The 18,419-nt window shown below is 71.4% G+C and carries 18 protein-coding genes; 3 read left to right on the plus strand and 15 right to left on the minus strand.

Annotation, left to right across the window (positions count from 1 at the left end):
* Positions 1-2 precede the first annotated feature (2 nt).
* The 10 genes from tatA to dop form a co-directional block, all read right to left on the minus strand.
* A complete protein-coding gene (tatA, locus tag ACPZVR_RS11095) occupies positions 3-281 on the minus strand; it encodes a twin-arginine translocase TatA/TatE family subunit (RefSeq protein ID WP_436699643.1) in 279 nt (92 codons plus the stop codon).
* 57 nt (positions 282-338) lie between these two features.
* Positions 339-1,346: a helix-turn-helix transcriptional regulator gene (locus ACPZVR_RS11100; RefSeq protein ID WP_436699644.1), complete on the minus strand. Its 1,008-nt coding sequence runs from the start codon at positions 1,344-1,346 to the stop codon at positions 339-341.
* Between the two features lie 94 nt (positions 1,347-1,440).
* Positions 1,441-2,403: a helix-turn-helix transcriptional regulator gene (locus ACPZVR_RS11105; protein ID WP_436699645.1), complete on the minus strand. Its 963-nt coding sequence runs from the start codon at positions 2,401-2,403 to the stop codon at positions 1,441-1,443.
* Positions 2,384-3,457: an FKBP-type peptidyl-prolyl cis-trans isomerase gene (locus tag ACPZVR_RS11110; protein ID WP_436699927.1), complete on the minus strand. Its 1,074-nt coding sequence runs from the start codon at positions 3,455-3,457 to the stop codon at positions 2,384-2,386. Before ACPZVR_RS11110 ends, ACPZVR_RS11105 begins: the two co-directional genes overlap by 20 nt.
* A 40-nt stretch (positions 3,458-3,497) precedes the next feature.
* Positions 3,498-4,859 carry a Pup--protein ligase gene (gene pafA / locus ACPZVR_RS11115; protein ID WP_436699646.1) on the minus strand — a complete coding sequence of 454 codons (1,362 nt, stop codon included), beginning with the start codon at positions 4,857-4,859 and terminating at the stop codon, positions 3,498-3,500.
* A 92-nt stretch (positions 4,860-4,951) separates the two neighbouring features.
* Positions 4,952-5,914, minus strand: a complete 963-nt coding sequence (locus ACPZVR_RS11120) for a putative endonuclease domain-containing protein (RefSeq protein ID WP_436699647.1) — start codon at positions 5,912-5,914, stop codon at positions 4,952-4,954.
* A 188-nt stretch (positions 5,915-6,102) separates the two neighbouring features.
* On the minus strand, positions 6,103-6,915 hold the full coding sequence (gene prcA / locus ACPZVR_RS11125) for a proteasome subunit alpha (RefSeq protein ID WP_436699649.1): 813 nt from the start codon (positions 6,913-6,915) through the stop codon (positions 6,103-6,105).
* On the minus strand, positions 6,912-7,775 hold the full coding sequence (gene prcB / locus ACPZVR_RS11130) for a proteasome subunit beta (protein WP_436699650.1): 864 nt from the start codon (positions 7,773-7,775) through the stop codon (positions 6,912-6,914). The genes prcA and prcB overlap by 4 nt, the downstream gene beginning before the upstream one ends.
* Before the next feature lie 6 nt (positions 7,776-7,781).
* Positions 7,782-7,979 (minus strand): ubiquitin-like protein Pup, encoded by a 198-nt coding sequence (locus ACPZVR_RS11135; protein ID WP_436699651.1) that lies wholly within the window; start codon positions 7,977-7,979, stop codon positions 7,782-7,784.
* A 17-nt stretch (positions 7,980-7,996) separates the two neighbouring features.
* Positions 7,997-9,505, minus strand: a complete 1,509-nt coding sequence (gene dop / locus ACPZVR_RS11140; protein WP_436699652.1) for a depupylase/deamidase Dop — start codon at positions 9,503-9,505, stop codon at positions 7,997-7,999.
* Positions 9,506-9,570: 65 nt separating this feature from the next.
* Between dop and ACPZVR_RS11145 the strand changes: the two genes are divergently transcribed.
* Positions 9,571-10,338 carry a DUF1206 domain-containing protein gene (locus ACPZVR_RS11145; RefSeq protein WP_436699653.1) on the plus strand — a complete coding sequence of 256 codons (768 nt, stop codon included), beginning with the start codon at positions 9,571-9,573 and terminating at the stop codon, positions 10,336-10,338.
* Between the two features lie 190 nt (positions 10,339-10,528).
* Here ACPZVR_RS11145 and arc read toward each other — a convergent pair whose 3' ends face one another.
* The 3 genes from arc to ACPZVR_RS11160 all read right to left on the minus strand — a co-directional run bounded on the left by arc (position 10,529) and on the right by ACPZVR_RS11160 (position 14,535).
* On the minus strand, positions 10,529-12,292 hold the full coding sequence (arc, locus tag ACPZVR_RS11150; protein WP_436699654.1) for a proteasome ATPase: 1,764 nt from the start codon (positions 12,290-12,292) through the stop codon (positions 10,529-10,531).
* 128 nt (positions 12,293-12,420) lie between these two features.
* Positions 12,421-13,377, minus strand: coding sequence for a tRNA (adenine-N1)-methyltransferase (locus ACPZVR_RS11155; RefSeq protein WP_436699655.1), 957 nt, complete (start codon positions 13,375-13,377; stop codon positions 12,421-12,423).
* Positions 13,378-13,404: 27 nt separating this feature from the next.
* Positions 13,405-14,535 carry a site-2 protease family protein gene (locus ACPZVR_RS11160; RefSeq protein ID WP_436699656.1) on the minus strand — a complete coding sequence of 377 codons (1,131 nt, stop codon included), beginning with the start codon at positions 14,533-14,535 and terminating at the stop codon, positions 13,405-13,407.
* Between the two features lie 85 nt (positions 14,536-14,620).
* Between ACPZVR_RS11160 and ACPZVR_RS11165 the strand changes: the two genes are divergently transcribed.
* Positions 14,621-15,556, plus strand: coding sequence for a RecB family exonuclease (locus tag ACPZVR_RS11165; protein ID WP_436699657.1), 936 nt, complete (start codon positions 14,621-14,623; stop codon positions 15,554-15,556).
* Here ACPZVR_RS11165 and ACPZVR_RS11170 read toward each other — a convergent pair.
* Positions 15,525-16,172 (minus strand): HAD family hydrolase, encoded by a 648-nt coding sequence (locus tag ACPZVR_RS11170; RefSeq protein ID WP_436699658.1) that lies wholly within the window; start codon positions 16,170-16,172, stop codon positions 15,525-15,527. The two genes, ACPZVR_RS11165 and ACPZVR_RS11170, sit on opposite strands and share 32 nt — an antisense overlap.
* A 9-nt stretch (positions 16,173-16,181) precedes the next feature.
* Positions 16,182-17,636: an aminotransferase-like domain-containing protein gene (locus tag ACPZVR_RS11175; protein ID WP_436699659.1), complete on the minus strand. Its 1,455-nt coding sequence runs from the start codon at positions 17,634-17,636 to the stop codon at positions 16,182-16,184.
* Positions 17,637-17,718: 82 nt separating this feature from the next.
* Here ACPZVR_RS11175 and ACPZVR_RS11180 point away from each other — a divergent pair, with 82 nt between their 5' ends.
* The gene (locus ACPZVR_RS11180; protein WP_436699660.1) at positions 17,719-18,390 is read left to right on the plus strand and encodes a LysE family translocator; all 672 of its coding nucleotides are present in this window, start codon (positions 17,719-17,721) and stop codon (positions 18,388-18,390) included.
* Positions 18,391-18,419 lie beyond the last annotated feature (29 nt).

An 18,419-nucleotide genomic window follows, 5' to 3' on the forward strand; every position in this document is an offset into this window, starting at 1 on the left:
GGTCAGGCGTTGTTCTCGCGACGCTCGTCGACGATCTCGCCCTCGGCGACGTCATCGAGGCGTCCGCCGTCGGCCGGCGGGAGCTCGCCGGTGGACTTCGGCGCGGCGGAGGACTTCTTGTCGTCGTCGCGCAGCCCCTTGGTCTCCGCCTTGAAGATCCGCAGTGCCTGTCCCGTGCCGCGAGCCAGGTCCGGGAGCTTGGCAGCCCCGAAGACCAGGATCACGATCGCCAGGATGATGAGCCACTCGGCTCCCTGGGGCATTCCGATCTGGGGAATCATCGACGGGACCAACTCTCGATCATCGGGTTCGACTGACGGCGTCCATGCTACGCCTCCTCACCGATAGAGGCTGAGGGTCTCCTGTGCACGGGCGGTGAACGTGTCGGTGAACTCCGCGGGACGGATCACCGTGGCATGCGGGGCCAGGCGGAGCAGCAGCCGGGTCAGCCACCGCCGGTCGACCACGACCAGGTCGACCTCCGCGGAGCCGTCGTCGTGGGCGCGCACCTCGCGGACCGGGTAGTAGTCGGTCGCCCAGCGCGCGGCCGGCTCCAGGCGCAGCGTGACGATCGTGGCGTCGGGCGCCGCGTCGTCGGTGAACAGTCCGTCGCTGAGGTCGCGGGGCTCCCGCGCTGGCGTCGTCGGGGCGGTCCTGAGCAGCTCGGCCTTGGTGATCCGGTCCAGCCGGAACAGCCGGTCGGCTCCGGCCCGGTGGCAGTAGGCGTCGAGATAGGAGAACACCCCGTGCGTGACCACGCCGTACGGGTCCACCACCCGTTCGGACTCCTCGTCGCGCGACGGCACGAAGTACAGCAGCCGCAGCTGCCGGCCCGAGGCGAGCGCCTCCTCGACGAGCGCGGTCAGCTGCGCGACCACCACCTGCTGGGCGTCGCGGGGCGACGGCGTGATCTCGACCCGCGGCGCGCCGGCGGCGGACTCCAGCTTCGCGAGCACCCGGTCGACCAGCTCCGGACTGGCACCGGCCGCACCCGTGTCGCGAAGCATCCGCAGCGCGACGATCATCGCCGACGCCTCCGTCGCGCTCAGTCGCAGCGGGCGGGCCAGGTAGTCAGCGTTCTCGATCCGGATCACGCCCTCCGTGACCGGGCTGCCCGCCTCGGTCACGATCGCGTCGAGGTCCACGTCGATCAGGTCGTCGGGCAGGCCGCCCGGCAGGCCGCACATGAAGAGCACCTTGAGGTCCTGGACGACCTGCTGGGGTGTCGTGCCGAGCAGCGTGGCCGCCTCCTCGAGGCGCACGCCGTCACGGTGGTGCAGGAACGGCACCAGGGTGAGCAGGCGGGCGACCTGGTCGCGTGCGCCCGGCGCCGGCGTACGCCTCACGAGTTCGCTCCTCCTGCTCCTCGATTGGGCACAAACTGCAGCGTTATGCGGTGTGTCGCTGCGGTTTGGGACCAAACCGCATCCTCCACGCCGCTCACGAGACGGACTGCCTCAGCCGTGCGACGACCTGCTCGCGCACCTCGACGGGCTCGAGGAGGACCACGTCGGGCCCGTGCGAGAGGACCTCGTCGGCCAGCCCCTGGGTCGGGCGGACCAGCACCAGCCGGTCCCAGCGAGTGCGGTCATCGGGACCGTCGACCCCGGTCGTCACCTCCTCGGCGCTCCGCCGCAGCCCGTGCCCGGCGCCCTCGCGCACGAGGAGCACCGCGGTCGTGGCCGGGATCGGCGGCGCCATCCGGCGGGCGATGTCGCGGACGTCGGTCTCCGCGGGCACGTCGTAGGCGCCGGGCGGCCCGACCAACCGGACCTCACCTTGGACCCGGGACAGCCGGAAGACCCGCTCGGCGCCCCGGTCGGCGTCGTAGCCAACGAGGTACCAGCGTCCGGAGGAGCGCACGACGCCCCACGGCTGGACGCGCCGGCGCATCGGCGCGTCGGCGTCGGGCCGCTGGTAGTCGAACTCGATCGCGTTGCGCTCGCAGACCGCGACCCAGCACCGTTCGAAGGCCGGCTCCTCGGCCGTCAGCAGCGGTCGGGCGATGTCGAGCGCGTCGAGATCGACGTCGATGCCGGACGCCGTCAGCTTGCGCACGGCGTCCGTCGTGGCCTGCGCCATGGTGGCGTGCTGCCAGACCCGCGACGCGATGCCGACGACCGCCGCCTCCTCCGAGGTGAGCTCCACGTCGGGCAGGGCGAAGGCCTCCGGCGGGATCCGGTAGCCGACCTCGTCGTCGAAGAACGGGTCGATGGTCGCGACCTCGACGGGGACGCCCAGGCTGCGCAGCTCCTCCTTGTCGCGCTCGAACATCTTCTCGAAGGCGTCGAGGCGCGAGTCGGGGTACAGCAGTTCGCGGATCCGCTCCTTGGCGATCGGTCGTCGCTGGACTAGGAGCATGATCAGCAGGTTGAGCAGGCGCTCACTCTTCGGTGCTGGCATCCGTACTCGGCTCGGGGGTGGCCTCCGGGGTCGCCTCGGGAGCCGGCTCGGGCTTGGGCTTGGTGTCGGCGGCGTCGAGGATGTCGACCACGAAGTAGAGCGTCGAGTTGCCGGGGATGTCCTCGCCCTGGCCCTCCTTGCCGTAGCCGAGCTTCGGCGGGATCTGGATCATGACCCGGCTCCCGACGGGGAGGCCGACCAGCGCCTTCGACCAGCCCTTGACGACGGTGGCGTCCTTGCCGCCGACGACGGCCTCGAGGCCGCGGCCGTCGGCGTAGCTGGCGTCGAACGGCTTCTCGCCGTCCGGGATCTGCCCGAGATAGCTCACCAGGATCGTCTGGCCCTCGGCGACGACCGGGCCGGTGCCCTTCGTCAGTGTCGCCACCTCGAGCTTGCCGCTCGGCTTCGGCGCGTCGGAGAAGTCGAGGCTCGCCGGCAGCCCGGCCTCCTCGACGATCTTCGGCGCCCAGCCGGGTGCGGCCTCCTCAGCGCCCTCGGGACCGGCGAGGCCCACGAGGTCGGCGATGAAGAGCAGCCCGTCCTCGTTGCCGATGTCGAGTCCGGCGAGCAGGCCCGCGGCCTGGCTGCCGAGGTAGCCGCCGAAGGCGACGTCGCTGCCGACCGTGACAGCGAGCCGAGTGCCGATCGTCTGACCGGCCTCGATCTGGTCGGCGAAGGCGAGCGAGAGCAGATCGGTGAGCGTCTGCGGCTCCTTCTCGGCGCCGACCTTGACGAGGGTGCTGAGCGAGGTGGCGTCGTAGCTGTCGTAGTTGATCTTGTGGGTCCAGCCGTCGGCGAGCGTGAACTCGACCCGGACGACGTCGTCCTTCTTCAACTCGGCGCCGTCGCCCTCGGCGAGGACCTTGGTCTGGGGCTTGCCGGCGGTCATGACCGCCTTCCAGTCCAGCTCGGGGGTCTCGCCGACCGGGCCGCTGATCTCGACCGCGTCGAGGCCCTTGACCTCGTCGGAGTCGGATCCGCCGCACGCGGCCAGAGCCAGGCTCGCGGGGAGCAGGGTCGACAGAAGCAGCAGGGAGGGACGTCGCAGGCGCATCAGCACGCGCAAACCCTACCGAGTGCCAGGTCGCCGTGGGTCACATGCCGTCGATCAGGCGCTGGACCCGCTCGTCGTACGCCCGGAACGGGTCCTTGCAGAGCACGGTGCGCTGCGCCTGGTCGTTGAGCTTGAGATGGACCCAGTCGACCGTGAAGTCGCGGCGACGCTCCTGAGCTCGGCGGATGAACTCGCCGCGCAGCCGCGCGCGGGTGTTCTGCGGCGGCACCGATTTCGCCTCGAAGATCTTGAGGTCGGAGGTCACCCGGGCGACGGCGCCACGCTTCTCCAGCAGGTAGTAGAGGCCACGGTTGCGGTGGATGTCGTGGTATGCCAGGTCGAGCTGCGCGACCCGAGGGTGGCTCAGCGGCAGGCCGTGCTTGGCGCGGTAGCGGTCAATCAGCTTCCACTTGATCACCCAGTCGATCTCGCGGTCGACCAGACCGAGGTCGTCGGACTCGACCGCCTTGAGGCCCCGCTCCCACAGGTCGAGGGCCCGCTCGATGACCGGGGTGGAGATCCCGCGCCGGTCGACGAAGTCGCGCGCCTTGGCGAGGTACTCCCCCTGGATCTCCAGAGCGCTCGCCTCGCGGCCGTTGGCCAGGCGGACCTTCCGTTGACCGGTGACGTCGTGGGAGATCTCGCGGATCGCCCGGATCGGGTTCTCCATCGTGAGGTCGCGCATCACCACGCCCTCCTCGATCATCCGCAGCACGAGGTCGCACGAGGCGACCTTCAGCATCGTGGTGGTCTCGCTCATGTTGGAGTCGCCCACGATCACGTGCAGTCGGCGGTACTTCTCCGCGTCCGCATGCGGCTCGTCGCGGGTGTTGATGATCGGCCGGCTGCGGGTGGTCGCGCTGCTGACGCCCTCCCAGATGTGCTCGGCGCGCTGGCTCACCGAGTAGGTCGTCCCTCGCGGGGTCTGAGTCACCTTCCCTGCGCCCACGACGATCTGCCGGGTCACCAGGAACGGGATGAGGACATCGGCCAGCCGACTGAACTCGCCCGCCCGGCTGACGAGATAGTTCTCGTGGCAGCCGTAGGAGTTGCCGGCCGAGTCGGTGTTGTTCTTGAACAGGTAGATCTCCCCGGCGATGCCCTCGTCGTGCAGACGCTGCTCCGCGTCCAGCAACAGCCCCTCGAGGACCCGCTCGCCCGCCTTGTCGTGGGTGACGAGCTCCGTGATGTCGTCACACTCGGGCGTGGCGTACTCCGGGTGGCTGCCGACGTCGAGGTAGAGCCGGGCGCCGTTGCGGAGGAACACGTTGCTGCTGCGTCCCCAGCTGACGACCTTGCGGAACAGATAGCGCGCCACCTCGTCGGGACTCAGCCTGCGCTGCCCCCGGAACGTGCACGTCACGCCGTACTCGTTCTCGATCCCGAAGATCCGACGGTCCATGAAGGCACAGTACTGCCGTACTGGGCGCTCGTAGGGGGATGTGGGACCGGTGGTTGCGGTTTGGTCCCAAACCGCAACGTTCCGGGCCAAAGTCATGCGGTTCTCGCCCAATCGACGGGGTTCGTCGAGCGGTACCAGCGGTTCATCACCCGCGTGCGCCCCGCATCCGAATAGAGGGAATCTCCGATCAGAGCCCGCCAAGCGCGGAGTCTCGCAGCCTTGTGCGGACGCCCGAGAAGCCGGTCGAACTCGTGCATCAACACCGCGGGATGGTTGAGCAGGTCGTCCAGGGTGTAGCCACGCCGCACGTACGACGTGCGGGTGAGGGCCCGCTCGCGGCGGAGGTCGCGGCGATGAACGGCCTTGTCGCGATGCACCGCGCCGTCGTACTCATGGAGGCTCTGCGTCCCGATGACCAGCAGGTCGGCACGACAGACGAAGCGCCCGTCGTCGTCGACGATGTCGACCTGTGACCTGGTCGGCACGTCCAGGACCTGGTGGAACCTGTGGAGAAGCGTCTCGCCAGCGGACTCGGCGCCTTCGTTGCGGCTCAGCCACACGTCGCGAAGCCGCCGGACCCCAGGGCGCTTCGAGGCGAGGACCTCGCGAACGTCCCGATCCGTCACGTGCCCCAGCCGCGCCGCCGAATCGACCATGATCGCGAGATCGAGATGGCCGAGGTCACGGGCGGCGCGCAACAGGATCTCAGCTGGCTCGTCCACGGGCAGTCCGTGGACGAGGCGGGCCTTCGTGTCATGGACCAGTCGCGAGCAGATCAGACCGGGCCGGCGGGGACGGTTGGCTCCCCTGACCGCTGCGAAGTGAGGGACCTGTTCCGGCAGCGCCGGCAGCTGCCAACCGAGCAGGCGCGCTGCTGTCACGTGGGTGAAGACGGCGTCTGCGGGCAGCACGAGCCGTAGCGCGCCGAGGTCACGCAGGAAGTTCTCCCACGGGGCGAGCTCCGGTGTCTCGATCCGGTACAGGCCGTGCGCCACACGTTGATGACCGGCGGCACGCACCTCGCCACGTATGGCGCCGTCGGGTCCGATCTGCATGACGCCCAGACTCGACGGACGTGCGGCCGGGAACAAGTGCCCTCGTCCCGGCTGTGGATATCCGTTCCGGGCACGCCACGATCGGCCGATGTGGGAGCGCACCGTTTGGGCACAAACCGCACGTCCGAGGCCGCTATTGATGCGGTTTGGGACCAAACCGCATCAATAGCGATCGACAGAGGTCGGGATTACAACGGCGGAGCCACCGGCGGCTCGTCGCCACCCCCCGCGTCGGTGTCTCCGGTCGCGGGCGTCTCGGAGGTGTGCACCTCGGGGGCCGTCTGGGCCGGGCCGCGGTCGCCGAGCAGCTCGGCGAGGCGGGCCGGGAGGATGCGACGGAACTTCCGCGGCTGGATGCGGGTCCGGTCGAGTACGGCGACCTCGAGGTCCTCGACCGGGATCACCCGATCCTGCACCTGGCCGCCGTCGGAGGAATGCCCGAGCGCGGCGACCGCCACCTGTAGCGCCCTGTCGAGGGAGGCGCCGTCGGTGTAGTGCTCCTTCAGGTACGCCGACACGGTGTCCGCGTCGCCGCCCATCACCGCGAAGCCGTGCTCGTCAGCCACCCGGCCCTCGTAGGTCAGGCGGTAGATCTGGTCGTCGGCGGCGGTGGCGCCGACCTCGGCGACGAAGATCTCGACCTCGTACGGCTTCTCGCCGCCCGAGGAGAAGATGGTGCCGAGGGTCTGGGCGTAGGCGTTCGCGAGGCCGCGGCCGGTGACGTCGCGCCGGTCGTAGGCGTAGCCGCGCATGTCGGCGAGCCGGACACCGGCGATGCGCAGGTTCTCGAACTCGTTGTAGCGGCCGACCGCGGCGAAGGCGAGGCGGTCGTAGAGCTCGGAGACCTTGTGGAGCGCCTGGGACGGGTTCTCGGTGACGAGGAGGACGCCGTCGGCGTACTGCACCGCGGCGAGCGACCGGCCACGGGCGATGCCCTTGCGGGCGAAGTCCGCCCGGTCCTTCATCAGCTGCTCGGGCGAGACGTAGAACGGGGTGCTCATGCCTGCGTCTCCTCTCCCCCGCCGGGCAGGGGTGCGAGCGGTCCGTCGGGGCGGTCCATCCGGGCACCGACCACCTGGTCGGCGAGCGCGCCGATCGCGGCCTCGTCCAACTGGACGGCGCCGTCGGCGGTCACGACCCACACGACGGGGAAGATCCGACGGGTCAGGTCGGGCCCGCCGGTGGCGGAGTCGTCGTCGGCGGCGTCGTAGAGCGCCTGGAGGCACACCCGGACGGCGTCGTCGGACGACAGGTCCTCGCGCCACAGCTTCTTCAGCGCGCCGCGCGCGAACAGCGACCCGGACCCGACGGTGAAGAACGAGCGCTCCTCGTGGCGACCGCCCGTGACGTCGTAGCCGAAGATCCGGCCGGTGCCGCTGTCGAGGTCGTAGCCGGCGAACATCGGGACGACGGCCAGGCCCTGCATCGCCATGCCGAGGTTGGCGCGGATCAGCGCCGAGAGGCGGTTGGCCTTGCCGTCCAGGGAGAGGATCGAGCCCTCGATCTTCTCGTAGTGCTCGAGCTCGACCTGGAACAGGCGCACCATCTCGACCGCGAGCCCGGCGGTGCCGGCGATGCCGACGACGGAGTACTCGTCGGCCGGGAAGACCTTCTGGATGTCACGCTGGGCGATCACGTTGCCCATCGTGGCGCGGCGGTCGCCCGCCATCACCAGACCGCCGGGGAAGGTCACCGCGACGATCGTGGTGCCGTGGGGCGCGATCTCGGCCGCGCCGCCGGGCCCGCCGGCGGGCAGCGAACGGCGGGCGGGCAGCAGATCAGGGGCGTTCTCGGCCAGGAAGTCACTGAACGAGGAGGTGCCAGGGCGCAGGAAAGCACCCGGGATGCGCGCGTCGCTCATCGGGGACTACTCGCCGCCCTTCTGGATGAACGACTTCACGAAGTCCTCGGCGTTGGTCTCGAGGACGTCGTCGATCTCGTCGAGGATCGCGTCGACGTCGTCGTCGAGGGCCTCCTTGCGCTCGGTCACGTCGGACTCGGGAGCGACCTCGGTCGTCTCCTCGGTCTCCTCGGACCTGCGCGGCTGCTTCTGCTCCTGGGCCATGACTCCAGCCTAGCCACTCACCTGCTGAGCGCGCGGACCAACTCGTCCGCCGTCGCGCACCGGTCGATCAGCTCGCCGACGTGCGCCCTGCTCCCGCGCAGCGGGTCGATGGTCGGGACCCGTTGGAGCGACTCGCGTCCGGGGAGGTCGAAGATCACCGAGTCCCACGACGCGGCCGCGATGTCGGCGGCGTACTTCTCCAGGCACCGGCCGCGGAAGTACGCGCGGGTCTCCTCCGGTGGGTTGGTCATGGCCCGGTCGACGTCGTCGTCGGTGAGCAGCCGCTGGATCCGCCCCGCGCCGACCAGCCGGTGGTAGAGCCCCTTCTCGGGCCGGATGTCGGAGTACTGATAGTCGATCAGCTGCAGCTTGGCGTCGTCCCAGTCGAGGTCGTCGCGCGATCGGTACTGCTCGATCAGCTTCAGCTTCGCGACCCAGTCGAGCTGGTCGGACAGTGACATCGGGTCGGACTCGAGCCGCGCGAGGACGTCCTCCCATCGGGCCAGTACGTCGGCGGTCTGGGCGTCGGCGTCGGCGCCGTAGCGGTCCTCGACGTACTTCTTCGCCAGGTCGAGGTACTCCAGCTGCAGCTGGATGCCGGTCAGCCTGCGCCCGTCGGCCATGGTGACGGTCTGGCGCAGGGTCGGGTCGTGGGACACGGCCCGCAGCGCCGCGACCGGCGTGTCGACGCTCAGGTCGCGCCCGATGAACCGGTCCTCGATCATCGCGAGCACGAGTGAGGTGGTGCCGACCTTGAGGTACGTCGCGATCTCGGCGAGGTTGGCGTCGCCGATGATGACGTGCAGCCGGCGGTACTTCTCCGGGTCGGCGTGCGGCTCGTCGCGGGTGTTGATGATCGGACGCTTGAGCGTGGTCTCCAGCCCGACCTCGACCTCGAAGAAGTCCGCGCGCTGGCTGATCTGGAAGCCGTGGTCGCGCCCGTCCTGGCCCTTGCCGACCCGGCCGGCGCCGCAGAACACCTGCCGGCTCACGAAGAACGGGGTGAGGTGCCGGACGATGTCCGCGAACGGGGTCGAGCGGCGCATGAGGTAGTTCTCGTGCGCGCCGTACGAGGCGCCTTTGTTGTCGGTGTTGTTCTTGTAGAGCACGATCGCCGGGTTGCCGGGAAGCTGCTGGGCGCGCCGGGCGGCGTCGAGCATGACCTGCTCCCCGGCCTTGTCCCAGCGCACGACGTCGAGCGGGGTGACGACCTCCGGGGTGGAGTACTCCGGGTGGGCGTGGTCGACGTAGAGGCGCGCGCCGTTGGTCAAGATGACGTTGGCGAGGCCCAGGTCCTCGTCGGTGAGCTGGCTCGGGTCCGCGATCTGGCGTGACATGTCGAAGCCGCGGGCGTCGCGCAGCGGCGACTCCTCCTCGAAGTCCCAGCGCGCCCGGCGGGCGCGGACGGTGGCCGTGGCGTAGGCGTTGACGACCTGGGACGACGCCACCATCGGGTTGGCGGTCGGCTGGCCCTGGACCGAGATCCCGTACTCCACCTCGGTGCCCATCACGCGGCGCACGCTCATGCGTCCAGCCTACGGGTACCGCGTCGCCCCGGCATCGGCACGCCGCGACCGGGTACCGCCGCAGCATGTCCGATCCCCCGGTGCTCGACCGGCTCGCCCGGGCCGGGCGGGTCGCCTACGGACTCGTCTACGGCCTCGTGGCCTGGCTCGCCGCGTCGCTCGCGCTCGGCGACCGGCACGGCACCCCGTCGGGTCAGGGCGCGTTCCAGCAGCTCGCGCAGGAGCCCGTCGGTCGGGTCGCGCTCTGGTTGGTCGCCCTCGGCCTCGCCGGGCTGGCGGTCGAGCAGGCGGTCCGCGCCGTCCGCGGCTCGGACGAGTGGCCCGCGCGCGCCGCGTGCGGGGGACGCAGCGTCGTACTGGGCGTCCTCGCCGTGCTGGCGGTCCGCTCCGCGCTCGGCGACGGGGGCGGCGGACGCCGGGCACCCCAGGGTGTGACGGTCTGGCTGCTCGACCTGCCGGTCGGCCCGGCGATCGTCGTGGCGCTCGGCGTCGTCATCATGGGTGTCGGTGCGGCGAGCGCGGTCAAGGGGCTCGGAGACCGCTGGCGTGAGGACCTCGAGGTGGACGGGCGGACCGGCGCCACCGGCACCGTGATCACCGTGCTGGCGAGAGCCGGCTACCTCAGCCGCGGCGTGGCCTTCACCGTGATCGGCGGGCTCTTCGCGTGGGCCGGCGTCACCCACGACCCGGGCAAGTCAGGTGGACTGGACCAGGCGATCGTCAGGTTCCGCGACGAGCCGTACGGTCCCTGGGTCATCCTGGCGGTCGCCGTCGGGCTCGGCTGCTACGGCGGCTACCAGTTCGCCCGGGCCTGGTACCTGCGCGAAGGATGACGCGGGCCCCGCACCGGGTGGTGCGGGGCCCGTCGAGACGAGGGTCAGCGACCCTTGGCGACCTTGACGGCGGCGGTGACGCCGAGCGCGACGAGGGCGACGATGATGAGCTTCTTGACCACGGAGGGCTCCTGTCGGACGAGGGACGGTCGGGAACGTGACCCACCCTAGCGAGGGGGCCAAGCGGGTGTCAGAGGTACTGACCCGTGTCGCTGACCGTGTCGATCGAGCGGCCCGGCTCGGTGCCCTGCTTGCCGGTGATGAGGGTACGGATGAACACGATCCGCTCGCCCTTCTTGCCGGAGATCCTGGCCCAGTCGTCGGGATTGGTCGTGTTGGGCAGGTCCTCGTTCTCCTTGAACTCGTCGACGCAGGCCTGGAGCAGGTGCGAGACGCGCAGGCCCTTCTGGTCGTGCTCGAGGAAGTCCTTGATGGCCATCTTCTTGGCCCGGTCGACGATGTTCTGGATCATCGCGCCCGAGTTGAAGTCCTTGAAGTACAGGACCTCCTTGTCGCCGTTGGCGTAGGTGACCTCGAGGAAGCGGTTCTCCTCGGTCTCGGAGTACATCCGCTCCACGGTCGCCCGGATCATCCCGGCCACGGTCGCCTGGCGGTCGTCGCCGAACTCCCTGAGGTCGTCGACATGGAGCGGCAGGCTCTGGGTGAGGTACTTGCTGAAGATGTCGCGGGCCGACTCCGCGTCCGGACGCTCGATCTTGATCTTCACGTCCAGCCGGCCCGGACGCAGGATCGCGGGGTCGATCATGTCCTCGCGGTTGGAGGCGCCGATGACCAGCACGTTCTCCAGCAGCTCGACGCCGTCGATCTCGCTGAGCAGCTGCGGGACGATGGTGTTCTCCACGTCCGAGGACACGCCCGAGCCGCGGGTGCGGAACAGCGAGTCCATCTCGTCGAAGAACACGATGACCGGCGTACCGGTGCTCGCCTTCTCGCGGGCGCGCTGGAAGACCAGCCGGATGTGCCGCTCGGTCTCGCCGACGTACTTGTTGAGAAGCTCGGGTCCCTTGATGTTGAGGAAGTACGACTTCCCCTCCTGGCCGGTCTTCGCCGCCACCTTCTTCGCCAGCGAGTTGGCCACGGCCTTGGCGATCAGGGTCTTGCCGCAACCCGGCGGCCCGTAGAGCAGGATGCCCTTGGGCGGCTTCAGCTCGTGCTCGGCGAAGAGCTCCGGGTAGAGATAGGGCAGCTCGACGGCATCCTGGATCATCTCGATCTGGTTGCCGAGGCCGCCGATCGTCTCGTAGGTGATGTCGGGGACCTCTTCGAGGACGAGCTCCTCGACCTCGGACTTCGGCACCCGCTCGTAGACGTAGCCCGCGCGGGAGTCGAGCAGCAGCGAGTCGCCGGCCCGCAGGGTCGCGCCGAGGAGCGGGTCGGCGAGCCGGACCACGCGCTCCTCGTCGGCGTTGGCGATCACCAGGACCCGCTCGCCGTCCGCGAGCAGCTCCTTGAACATGACGACCTCGCCGACCGTCTCGTAGTCGAGGGCCGCGACCACGTTGAGCGCCTCGTTGAGCATGACCTCCTGGCCGCGACGCAGCGTGTCGAGCTCCACAGCGGGGCTGACGGTGACCCGGAGCTTGCGGCCGCCGGTGAAGACGTCGACGGTGTCGTCCTCGTTGCGCTGGAGGAAGGTGCCGAAGCCGGCCGGCGGCTGGGCCAGGCGGTCGACCTCCTCCTTCAGCTTGAGGATCTGGTCCCGGGCGTCGCGCAGGGTGCCGGCGAGGCGCTCGTTCTGTGCGGTCACCGCGGCGAGCGACCGCTGGGCCTCGGCCAGCCGGGCCTCGAGCGAGCGCGCCGCGCCGGTCGGCGTGTCGACCAGGCGTCGGCGCAGGTCGTGCACCTCCTCCTCGAGGTAACGCACCTGGTCCTCGAGCTCCTCGCGACTCGGGGAACGGTGTCCGCCGGTCGTGCCTTCTCCCATGCTCGTCATGGCACACCTCCTGCTTCCGACCCTACTCGCGGGAGAGTTACAGGGAAGTGATTGATGCCGTTTGGTCACAAACCGCAGGTCTCGACCCGGAATTGCTGCGGTTTGGGACCAAACCGCAACACTCGGGCTCAGTCGTCGGCGGGCGTGTCCGGGACGCCGGGGGGCCGGGGGCCGGTGTAGTCGGGGCCGTACGCGCCGGGGGCGGGACGACGCTTCTTGAGCGGCGCGCGCTGGCCGGGGGCCATCCGGCGGGCGGTGACGAGGAAGGCTGTGTGGCCGATCATCTTGTGGCCCGGCCGGACGGCGAGTCCCTCCACATGCCAGTCGCGGACGAGCGACTCCCAGGGCGTGGGCTCGGTGAACCCGCCGTGCACCCGCACGGCCTCGACGAACTTCGAGAGCTGGGTGGTGGTGGCGACGTACGCGCACACGATGCCGCCCGGGAGCAGCGCGTCGGCGGCGGCGTCGAGGCAGTCCCAGGGGGCGAGCATGTCGAGGATGATCCGGTCGCAGCGCTCGCCGGAGGCGGGCAGCTCCTCGGCCAGGTCCCCGAGCGTCAGCGACCACGCGGGGTGCTCGCCGCCGAAGAACTGGGTGACATTGCGTCGGGCGACGTCGGCGAACTCCTCGCGCCGCTCGTACGACGACACGCGGCCGTGCGGCCCGACGGCGCGCAGCAGCGAGCAGGTGAGGGCACCGGAGCCGACGCCGGCCTCGACGACGTGGGCGCCGGGGAAGATGTCGGCCATCGCGACGATCTGGGCGGAGTCCTTCGGATAGACGACCGCGGCGCCGCGGGGCATCGAGACGACGAACTCGGAGAGCAGCGGCCGGAACACGAGGTACTCGCCGCCGGCCGACGAGGTGACCGTGAAGCCCTCCTCGCGCCCGATCAGCTCGTCGTGCTCGAGGTGGCCCTTGTTGGAGAAGAACCGCTTGCCCGCGACGAGCTCGAAGTTGTGCTTGCGGCCCTTGCCGTCGACCAGCCGAACCCACTCGCCGGCCCGCAACGGGCCGCGGTGGACGCCCGACCAGGCGGCAGGGGGTACGTCGTCGCCGGTGTGGCTGAGGGGCGCATCGGTCACCGGCGCAATCTACCGGGACCGCCCGGCTCAGCGTCGTACGGCCCGGATCAGGTCGCTCGCGGAGAGCACGCCGTGGACGTGGCCCTCGTCGTCGAGCAGGACGTACTCCGAGGCCGGCGTGGACCGGAGGGTGTCGAGCAGGGCGGTGCCGCTGATCCGCATCGGCAGGGTCAGCCCGGGCTCGAGCGCGCGCGCCACGGTCGCCACGGCGACCCACGGGGTCCGCTCGACGGGGACGGCGCGTGCGGCGCTCTCGTCGACCACGCCGACGGGGCGGCCGTCGGCGGTCGTCGTGATGATGCTGCCCGCTGCCGCCTCCCGGGCGCGCCGGAGCGCCTCCGCCAGGGGCAGGTCGTCGGGCACCGCCACGGCGCGGCGGGCCAGGTCGCCGGCGACGATCCCGCTGAACTGCCGGGTGATGCCGGCCACGGCCAGCGCCTGGCTGGCACCCGTCCACAGGAAGAGGGCGACGACGAGGAGGACGAGGGGGTTGAACACCGCGCCGTCCAAGGACCACCACAGCGCCACGACGCCGACGAGGACGGCGACGCCGCGCCCGGTCCAGGCGGCGACCGTCGTGCCGGTGTGGGCCTGCCCGGTGAGTGCCCAGACCCCCGCCTTGAGGACCCGGCCGCCGTCGAGCGGGAGGCCGGGGACCAGGTTGAGGACGCCGATCATGAGGTTGGCGCCCGCCAGTCCCTCGATCACGAGGAGCAGCAGGCCGCTCGGGGTCACGAACCACACGGCGAGTGCCACCGCGCCCACGGCGATGGACGTGAGCGGGCCGACGACGGCGATCCAGAACTCCTGACGCGGACGCCGCGCCTCGCCCTCGATCGCGGTCGCGCCGCCGAGGAAGTGGAGGGTGATCGAGTGCACCTGGAACCCGAACCGGCGGGCAACCACGGCGTGCGAGGCCTCGTGGAGGAGCACCGCGAGGTAGAGGGCGATCGCGAAGGCGACGCCGACGACGTACTTCCAGCCGCCGAGCCCGGGCTGCACCTGGTCCACCCGGGGACCCATGATGAGCGCGATCAGCCCGGCGATGAGGAACCACGAGCTCGACACCAGCACGTCGCTGCCGGCGATCCGGCCGATCCGGAACATCCCCCGGGGCAGCGGAGCTGGCTCGGAGGCGGGGCGATGAGGACCGGACACACGTCGAGGCTATCCGGGATCCGGGTGCGCGACGGCGCCGGTGGTCTCCGGCCGGCTGTCGGAGGGCTGGCCTAGGGTCGCTCCTATGACGATCACCTCCGCCGCCGGCATCGAGCCGGCCGACCCGTCGGAGCGCGGTGGCACCCGCGTCGACGGCGTCGACGTGCTGGGTGCGCTCTCGCCGTCGCGGGTCGGCGACTTCTTGAACTGCCCGCTGCTCTTCCGGTTCCGCAGCATCGACCGGCTGCCGGAGCCGCCCTCCCCCGCCGCCGTGCGGGGCACGGTGGTCCACCGCGTGCTGGAACGCCTCTTCGACCTGCCGGCGGACCAGCGGACCCCTGAGCGCGCCGACGGGCTGCTCGCCCCGGCGTGGGAGGAGCTGCAGGAGATCGAGCCGGCGGTGGCCTCGATGTTCCCCGTCGACGGTCCGGAGATCACGGCCTGGCTGGCGTCGTGCCACGAGACGCTGGCGCGCTACTTCGACCTCGAGGACCCGACCCGGCTCGAGCCGGCCGAGCGGGAGCTGTACGTCGAGACGCTGACCGACGCGAAGCTGCTCCTGCGCGGTGTCATCGACCGGGTCGACGTGGCTCCCGACGGCGCGATCCGCGTGGTGGACTACAAGACGTCGGCGAGCCCGCACGAGATGTTCGAGGGCAAGGCGCTGTTCCAGCTGAAGTTCTACGCGCTCGTGCTGTGGCGGATGCGGGGCGTCGTGCCGCGGATGCTGCAGCTGGTCTACCTCGGCAACAGCGAGGTGCTGCGCTACGAGCCCGACGAGCGGGACCTGCTGGCCACGGAGCGCAAGGTGCTGGCCGTCTGGGACGCGATCCGGGCCGCCACGCTGCGCAAGGAGTTCGAGGCCCGCAAGGGCGCCGGCTGCACCTGGTGCGCCCACCAGGCGATCTGCCCGGCCTACGGCGGCACGCCGCCGCCCTACCCGGAGCCCCGCCCGGAGGCTGACGCGGAGCCCGAGGCCGAGGCGACGCTCAGCGCAGCGCGCCCAGCTCCGCCGGCGTGATCCCCTCGAGGCTCTCCCGGAACACCCGCCCCGGCCCCGGCGGCACCGGCACGTGGTTGGGGACGACGAGGACCCGGCAGCCGGCGGCCTCGGCCGAGGTGGCGCCGGTCGGCGAGTCCTCGACGGCGACGCAGTCGGCGGGGTCGACGCCGAGCGCCGCCGCCGCGGTGAGGTACGCCTCGGGGTGCGGCTTGCCGTTGTCGACCATGTCGCCGGTGACGATCACCCGGAAGGTCTCCGGCGGCAGGTGCTCGAGGATCGGTGCGACGAAGCGCTGGTAGGACATGGTCACCAGGGCACACGGCACTCCGGCCTCGTGGAGGGCGAGGAGCAGCTCACGAGATCCCGGGCACCACGGCACCGCGTGCCGGACCTGGGCGACCACGCCGTCGAGGAGCATCTCGACGACCTCCTCCGCGGACTGGGCCAGGCCCAGTTTGGCCTTGATGTACTCCCCCGACACGAGCAGGTCGTTGCCGACGAGCTGCAGGGCGTCCGCCTGGGTCCAGGTGCCGCCGTACTCCTCGGCGATGGCCTCCTCGGTGGCCATCCAGTAGGGCTCGGTGTCGACGAGGGTGCCGTCCATGTCCCACAGGACGGCGGCGGGAAGGGTCACGCCCCCAGCCTAGGGCGCGGAGCGCTCCCCCAGCTCATCCGCGGCGGCCGCCAGGCGGCGCACGGCCTCGGTCATCAGGGCCGGTTCGAAGGTGAACGGGAGGCGGAGGTGGTCGTCCCAGGCGCCGGAGGGGTCGGTCTCCCGCCCGGGCGTCACCTCGACGCCGTGCCGCAGGGCGACCCGGGCGAACACGCCGGCGTCGTAGCCGGGCAACCGGATCCAGAGCGCGGTACCTCCGTCGGGCACCCGCCAGGTCCACGCGGGCAGGTGCTCGCCGAGCAGGGCGGTGGCGTGCGCGAGGCGGTCGAGGGCGACCGCGGTACGGTCCTCGGCGAGCGTGGGGAGCACGGGCAGCAGTCGCGTGGCGACGGCCTGGTCGAGCAGCGGGGTGCCCATGTCGGCGTTGGCCTTGAGGTAGCCGAGCCGGTCGATGTCGGCCGCGCTCGCGCGGACCCAGCCGAGGCGCAGCCCGGCCCACAGTGACTTCGACAGGGAGCCGAGGGTGAGGACCCGACCGGTGGCCGGGGCGTAGGCCGCGATCGGGGGCGGGAGCGCTCCGGGGCGGGCCAGCGGCGTCGAGTAGCCGTGGTCCTCGACGACGGGGACGCCGTGCTCGGCGGCCAACCGGGCCACCACGCGACGGCGGGCGTCCGACGTCAGCAGCCCGGTCGGGTTGTGGAAGGTCGGCATGACGAACAGCGCCGCGACGGGCCCGGCCGCCAGGGCGGCGCGCAGTCGGTCGACGCGCGGTCCCTCCTCGTCCAGCGCGACGCCGACCATCGTGGCGCCGGCCGCGCTGAAGGTGTCGAAGCAGCCCGGCCAGCTGGGCGACTCGACCGCGACCGTCGCTCCCCGGTCGAGGAGCAGGTGGGCGACCAACGACAGGGCCTGTTGCGTCCCGGTCGTGACGAGGACCTCGTCCGGCGTCGTCGGCAGCCCGAGCCGGGTGTGGTGCTCCGCGAGCGCCACCCGCAGCGCGGGCAGGCCGCGCGGGGTGTAGCCGATCTCGTCCAGCAGCGTCGGCAGGTCCTCCTCGACGACGTCCGCGACAGCAGAGGCGATGCGAGGGTCGCCCGGCTCGATGGCGTACCTCATCGAGATGAGGCCGTCGGGCGCGTCATCGAACCGCCGCACGGTCTGCGCCGACAGACCGCGACGGAGCCGTCGCGTCACCGCCGCAGGGCCGCGGTCGGCCGGTGTGGCCACCCGGCTGCCGCTGCCCTGCCGGCTCTCGACGAGCCCTCGGCCGCGCAGCTCGTCGTACGCCGCGACGACGGTCGCCCGGCTCAGGTGCAGGGCGCGGGCGAGGTCGCGCTCCGAGGGCAGCCGGTCGCCGGCCACGAGCTCACCGGCGCTGATCGCGTCCGCCAGCGCCGCGGCGAGCTGACGGTAGAGCGCGCCGCGCGTCGACATCCGGTCGCCCAGCAGACGCACCAGCTCGTCGGGGTCGCGAAAACGATCCACTTGCGCCTCCAATGGCCCGGGTCCGACAGTGCGGTCGGCGACCACGCTAGGGGAACCCCCGCCCACCCGAACGGAGTTCCCCATGGGTCTCGCCCTCGACCCGGCCCAGCTGGTCGCCTTCGCCGCCGCGTCGGTCGTGCTGGTCGGCATGCCCGGTCCCAACATCATCTACATCACCACGCGCAGCATCGCCCACGGCGTCAGGGCGGGCATCGTGTCGGTGCTCGGCGTGGAGACCGGCACGGCCGTGTACGCCGTGGCCACCGCCCTGGGCCTGTCGGCCGTGATCGCCGCCAGTCCCGCGGCCTTCGACGCGATCCGCTACCTGGGCGCTGCCTATCTCGTCTACCTGGCTGTCCGGGAGCTGGCCCGTCGCCGGCAGGGCGACGGCACCGCGGCGGCGGAGCCGTCGGCACGGCTGGTGCGGGTCTACGTCGACGGCCTGCTCATGAACCTGCTGAACCCGAAGGTGGCGCTCTTCTTCCTGGCCTTCCTCCCCCAGTTCCTCACCCGCGGGGCGACCGGCCCGTCGGCGCAGGCCGACGTGCTCGCCCTGGGCCTCGTCACGGTGCTCGTGGCACTGCTCGTCGACCTCGCGTACGCCGTGTCCGCCGGGCTGCTCGGCCGCCGTCTGCGCCGGCGTGCCCGGGAGCGCCCCCGGACAGTGCGGCACCCGCGTCTGCGACGGCTCCCGGTCGCGGGGGTGTACCTCGCGATCGCGGCCGCCGCGGTCACGACCGGGTCAGTGGCGTGACCCGGTCGTGAGGGGCCCGTGCCCGTCGA

This window comes from Nocardioides segetis (assembly GCF_051390595.1).
Lineage (GTDB): Bacteria > Actinomycetota > Actinomycetes > Propionibacteriales > Nocardioidaceae > Nocardioides.

What these genes read in the sequence shown, in the direction of transcription:
- tatA (WP_436699643.1), bottom strand. Translation starts at nt 281, where the DNA reads ATGATTCCCCAGATCGGAATGCCCCAGGGAGCCGAGTGGCTCATCATC.
- ACPZVR_RS11105 (WP_436699645.1), bottom strand. Translation starts at nt 2,403, where the DNA reads ATGCCAGCACCGAAGAGTGAGCGCCTGCTCAACCTGCTGATCATGCTC.
- ACPZVR_RS11110 (WP_436699927.1), bottom strand. Translation starts at nt 3,457, where the DNA reads ATGCGCCTGCGACGTCCCTCCCTGCTGCTTCTGTCGACCCTGCTCCCC.
- pafA (WP_436699646.1), bottom strand. Translation starts at nt 4,859, where the DNA reads ATGGACCGTCGGATCTTCGGGATCGAGAACGAGTACGGCGTGACGTGC.
- ACPZVR_RS11120 (WP_436699647.1), bottom strand. Translation starts at nt 5,914, where the DNA reads ATGCAGATCGGACCCGACGGCGCCATACGTGGCGAGGTGCGTGCCGCC.
- prcA (WP_436699649.1), bottom strand. Translation starts at nt 6,915, where the DNA reads ATGAGCACCCCGTTCTACGTCTCGCCCGAGCAGCTGATGAAGGACCGG.
- prcB (WP_436699650.1), bottom strand. Translation starts at nt 7,775, where the DNA reads ATGAGCGACGCGCGCATCCCGGGTGCTTTCCTGCGCCCTGGCACCTCC.
- ACPZVR_RS11135 (WP_436699651.1), bottom strand. Translation starts at nt 7,979, where the DNA reads ATGGCCCAGGAGCAGAAGCAGCCGCGCAGGTCCGAGGAGACCGAGGAG.
- dop (WP_436699652.1), bottom strand. Translation starts at nt 9,505, where the DNA reads ATGAGCGTGCGCCGCGTGATGGGCACCGAGGTGGAGTACGGGATCTCG.
- ACPZVR_RS11145 (WP_436699653.1), top strand. Translation starts at nt 9,571, where the DNA reads ATGTCCGATCCCCCGGTGCTCGACCGGCTCGCCCGGGCCGGGCGGGTC.
- arc (WP_436699654.1), bottom strand. Translation starts at nt 12,292, where the DNA reads ATGACGAGCATGGGAGAAGGCACGACCGGCGGACACCGTTCCCCGAGT.
- ACPZVR_RS11165 (WP_436699657.1), top strand. Translation starts at nt 14,621, where the DNA reads ATGACGATCACCTCCGCCGCCGGCATCGAGCCGGCCGACCCGTCGGAG.
- ACPZVR_RS11180 (WP_436699660.1), top strand. Translation starts at nt 17,719, where the DNA reads ATGGGTCTCGCCCTCGACCCGGCCCAGCTGGTCGCCTTCGCCGCCGCG.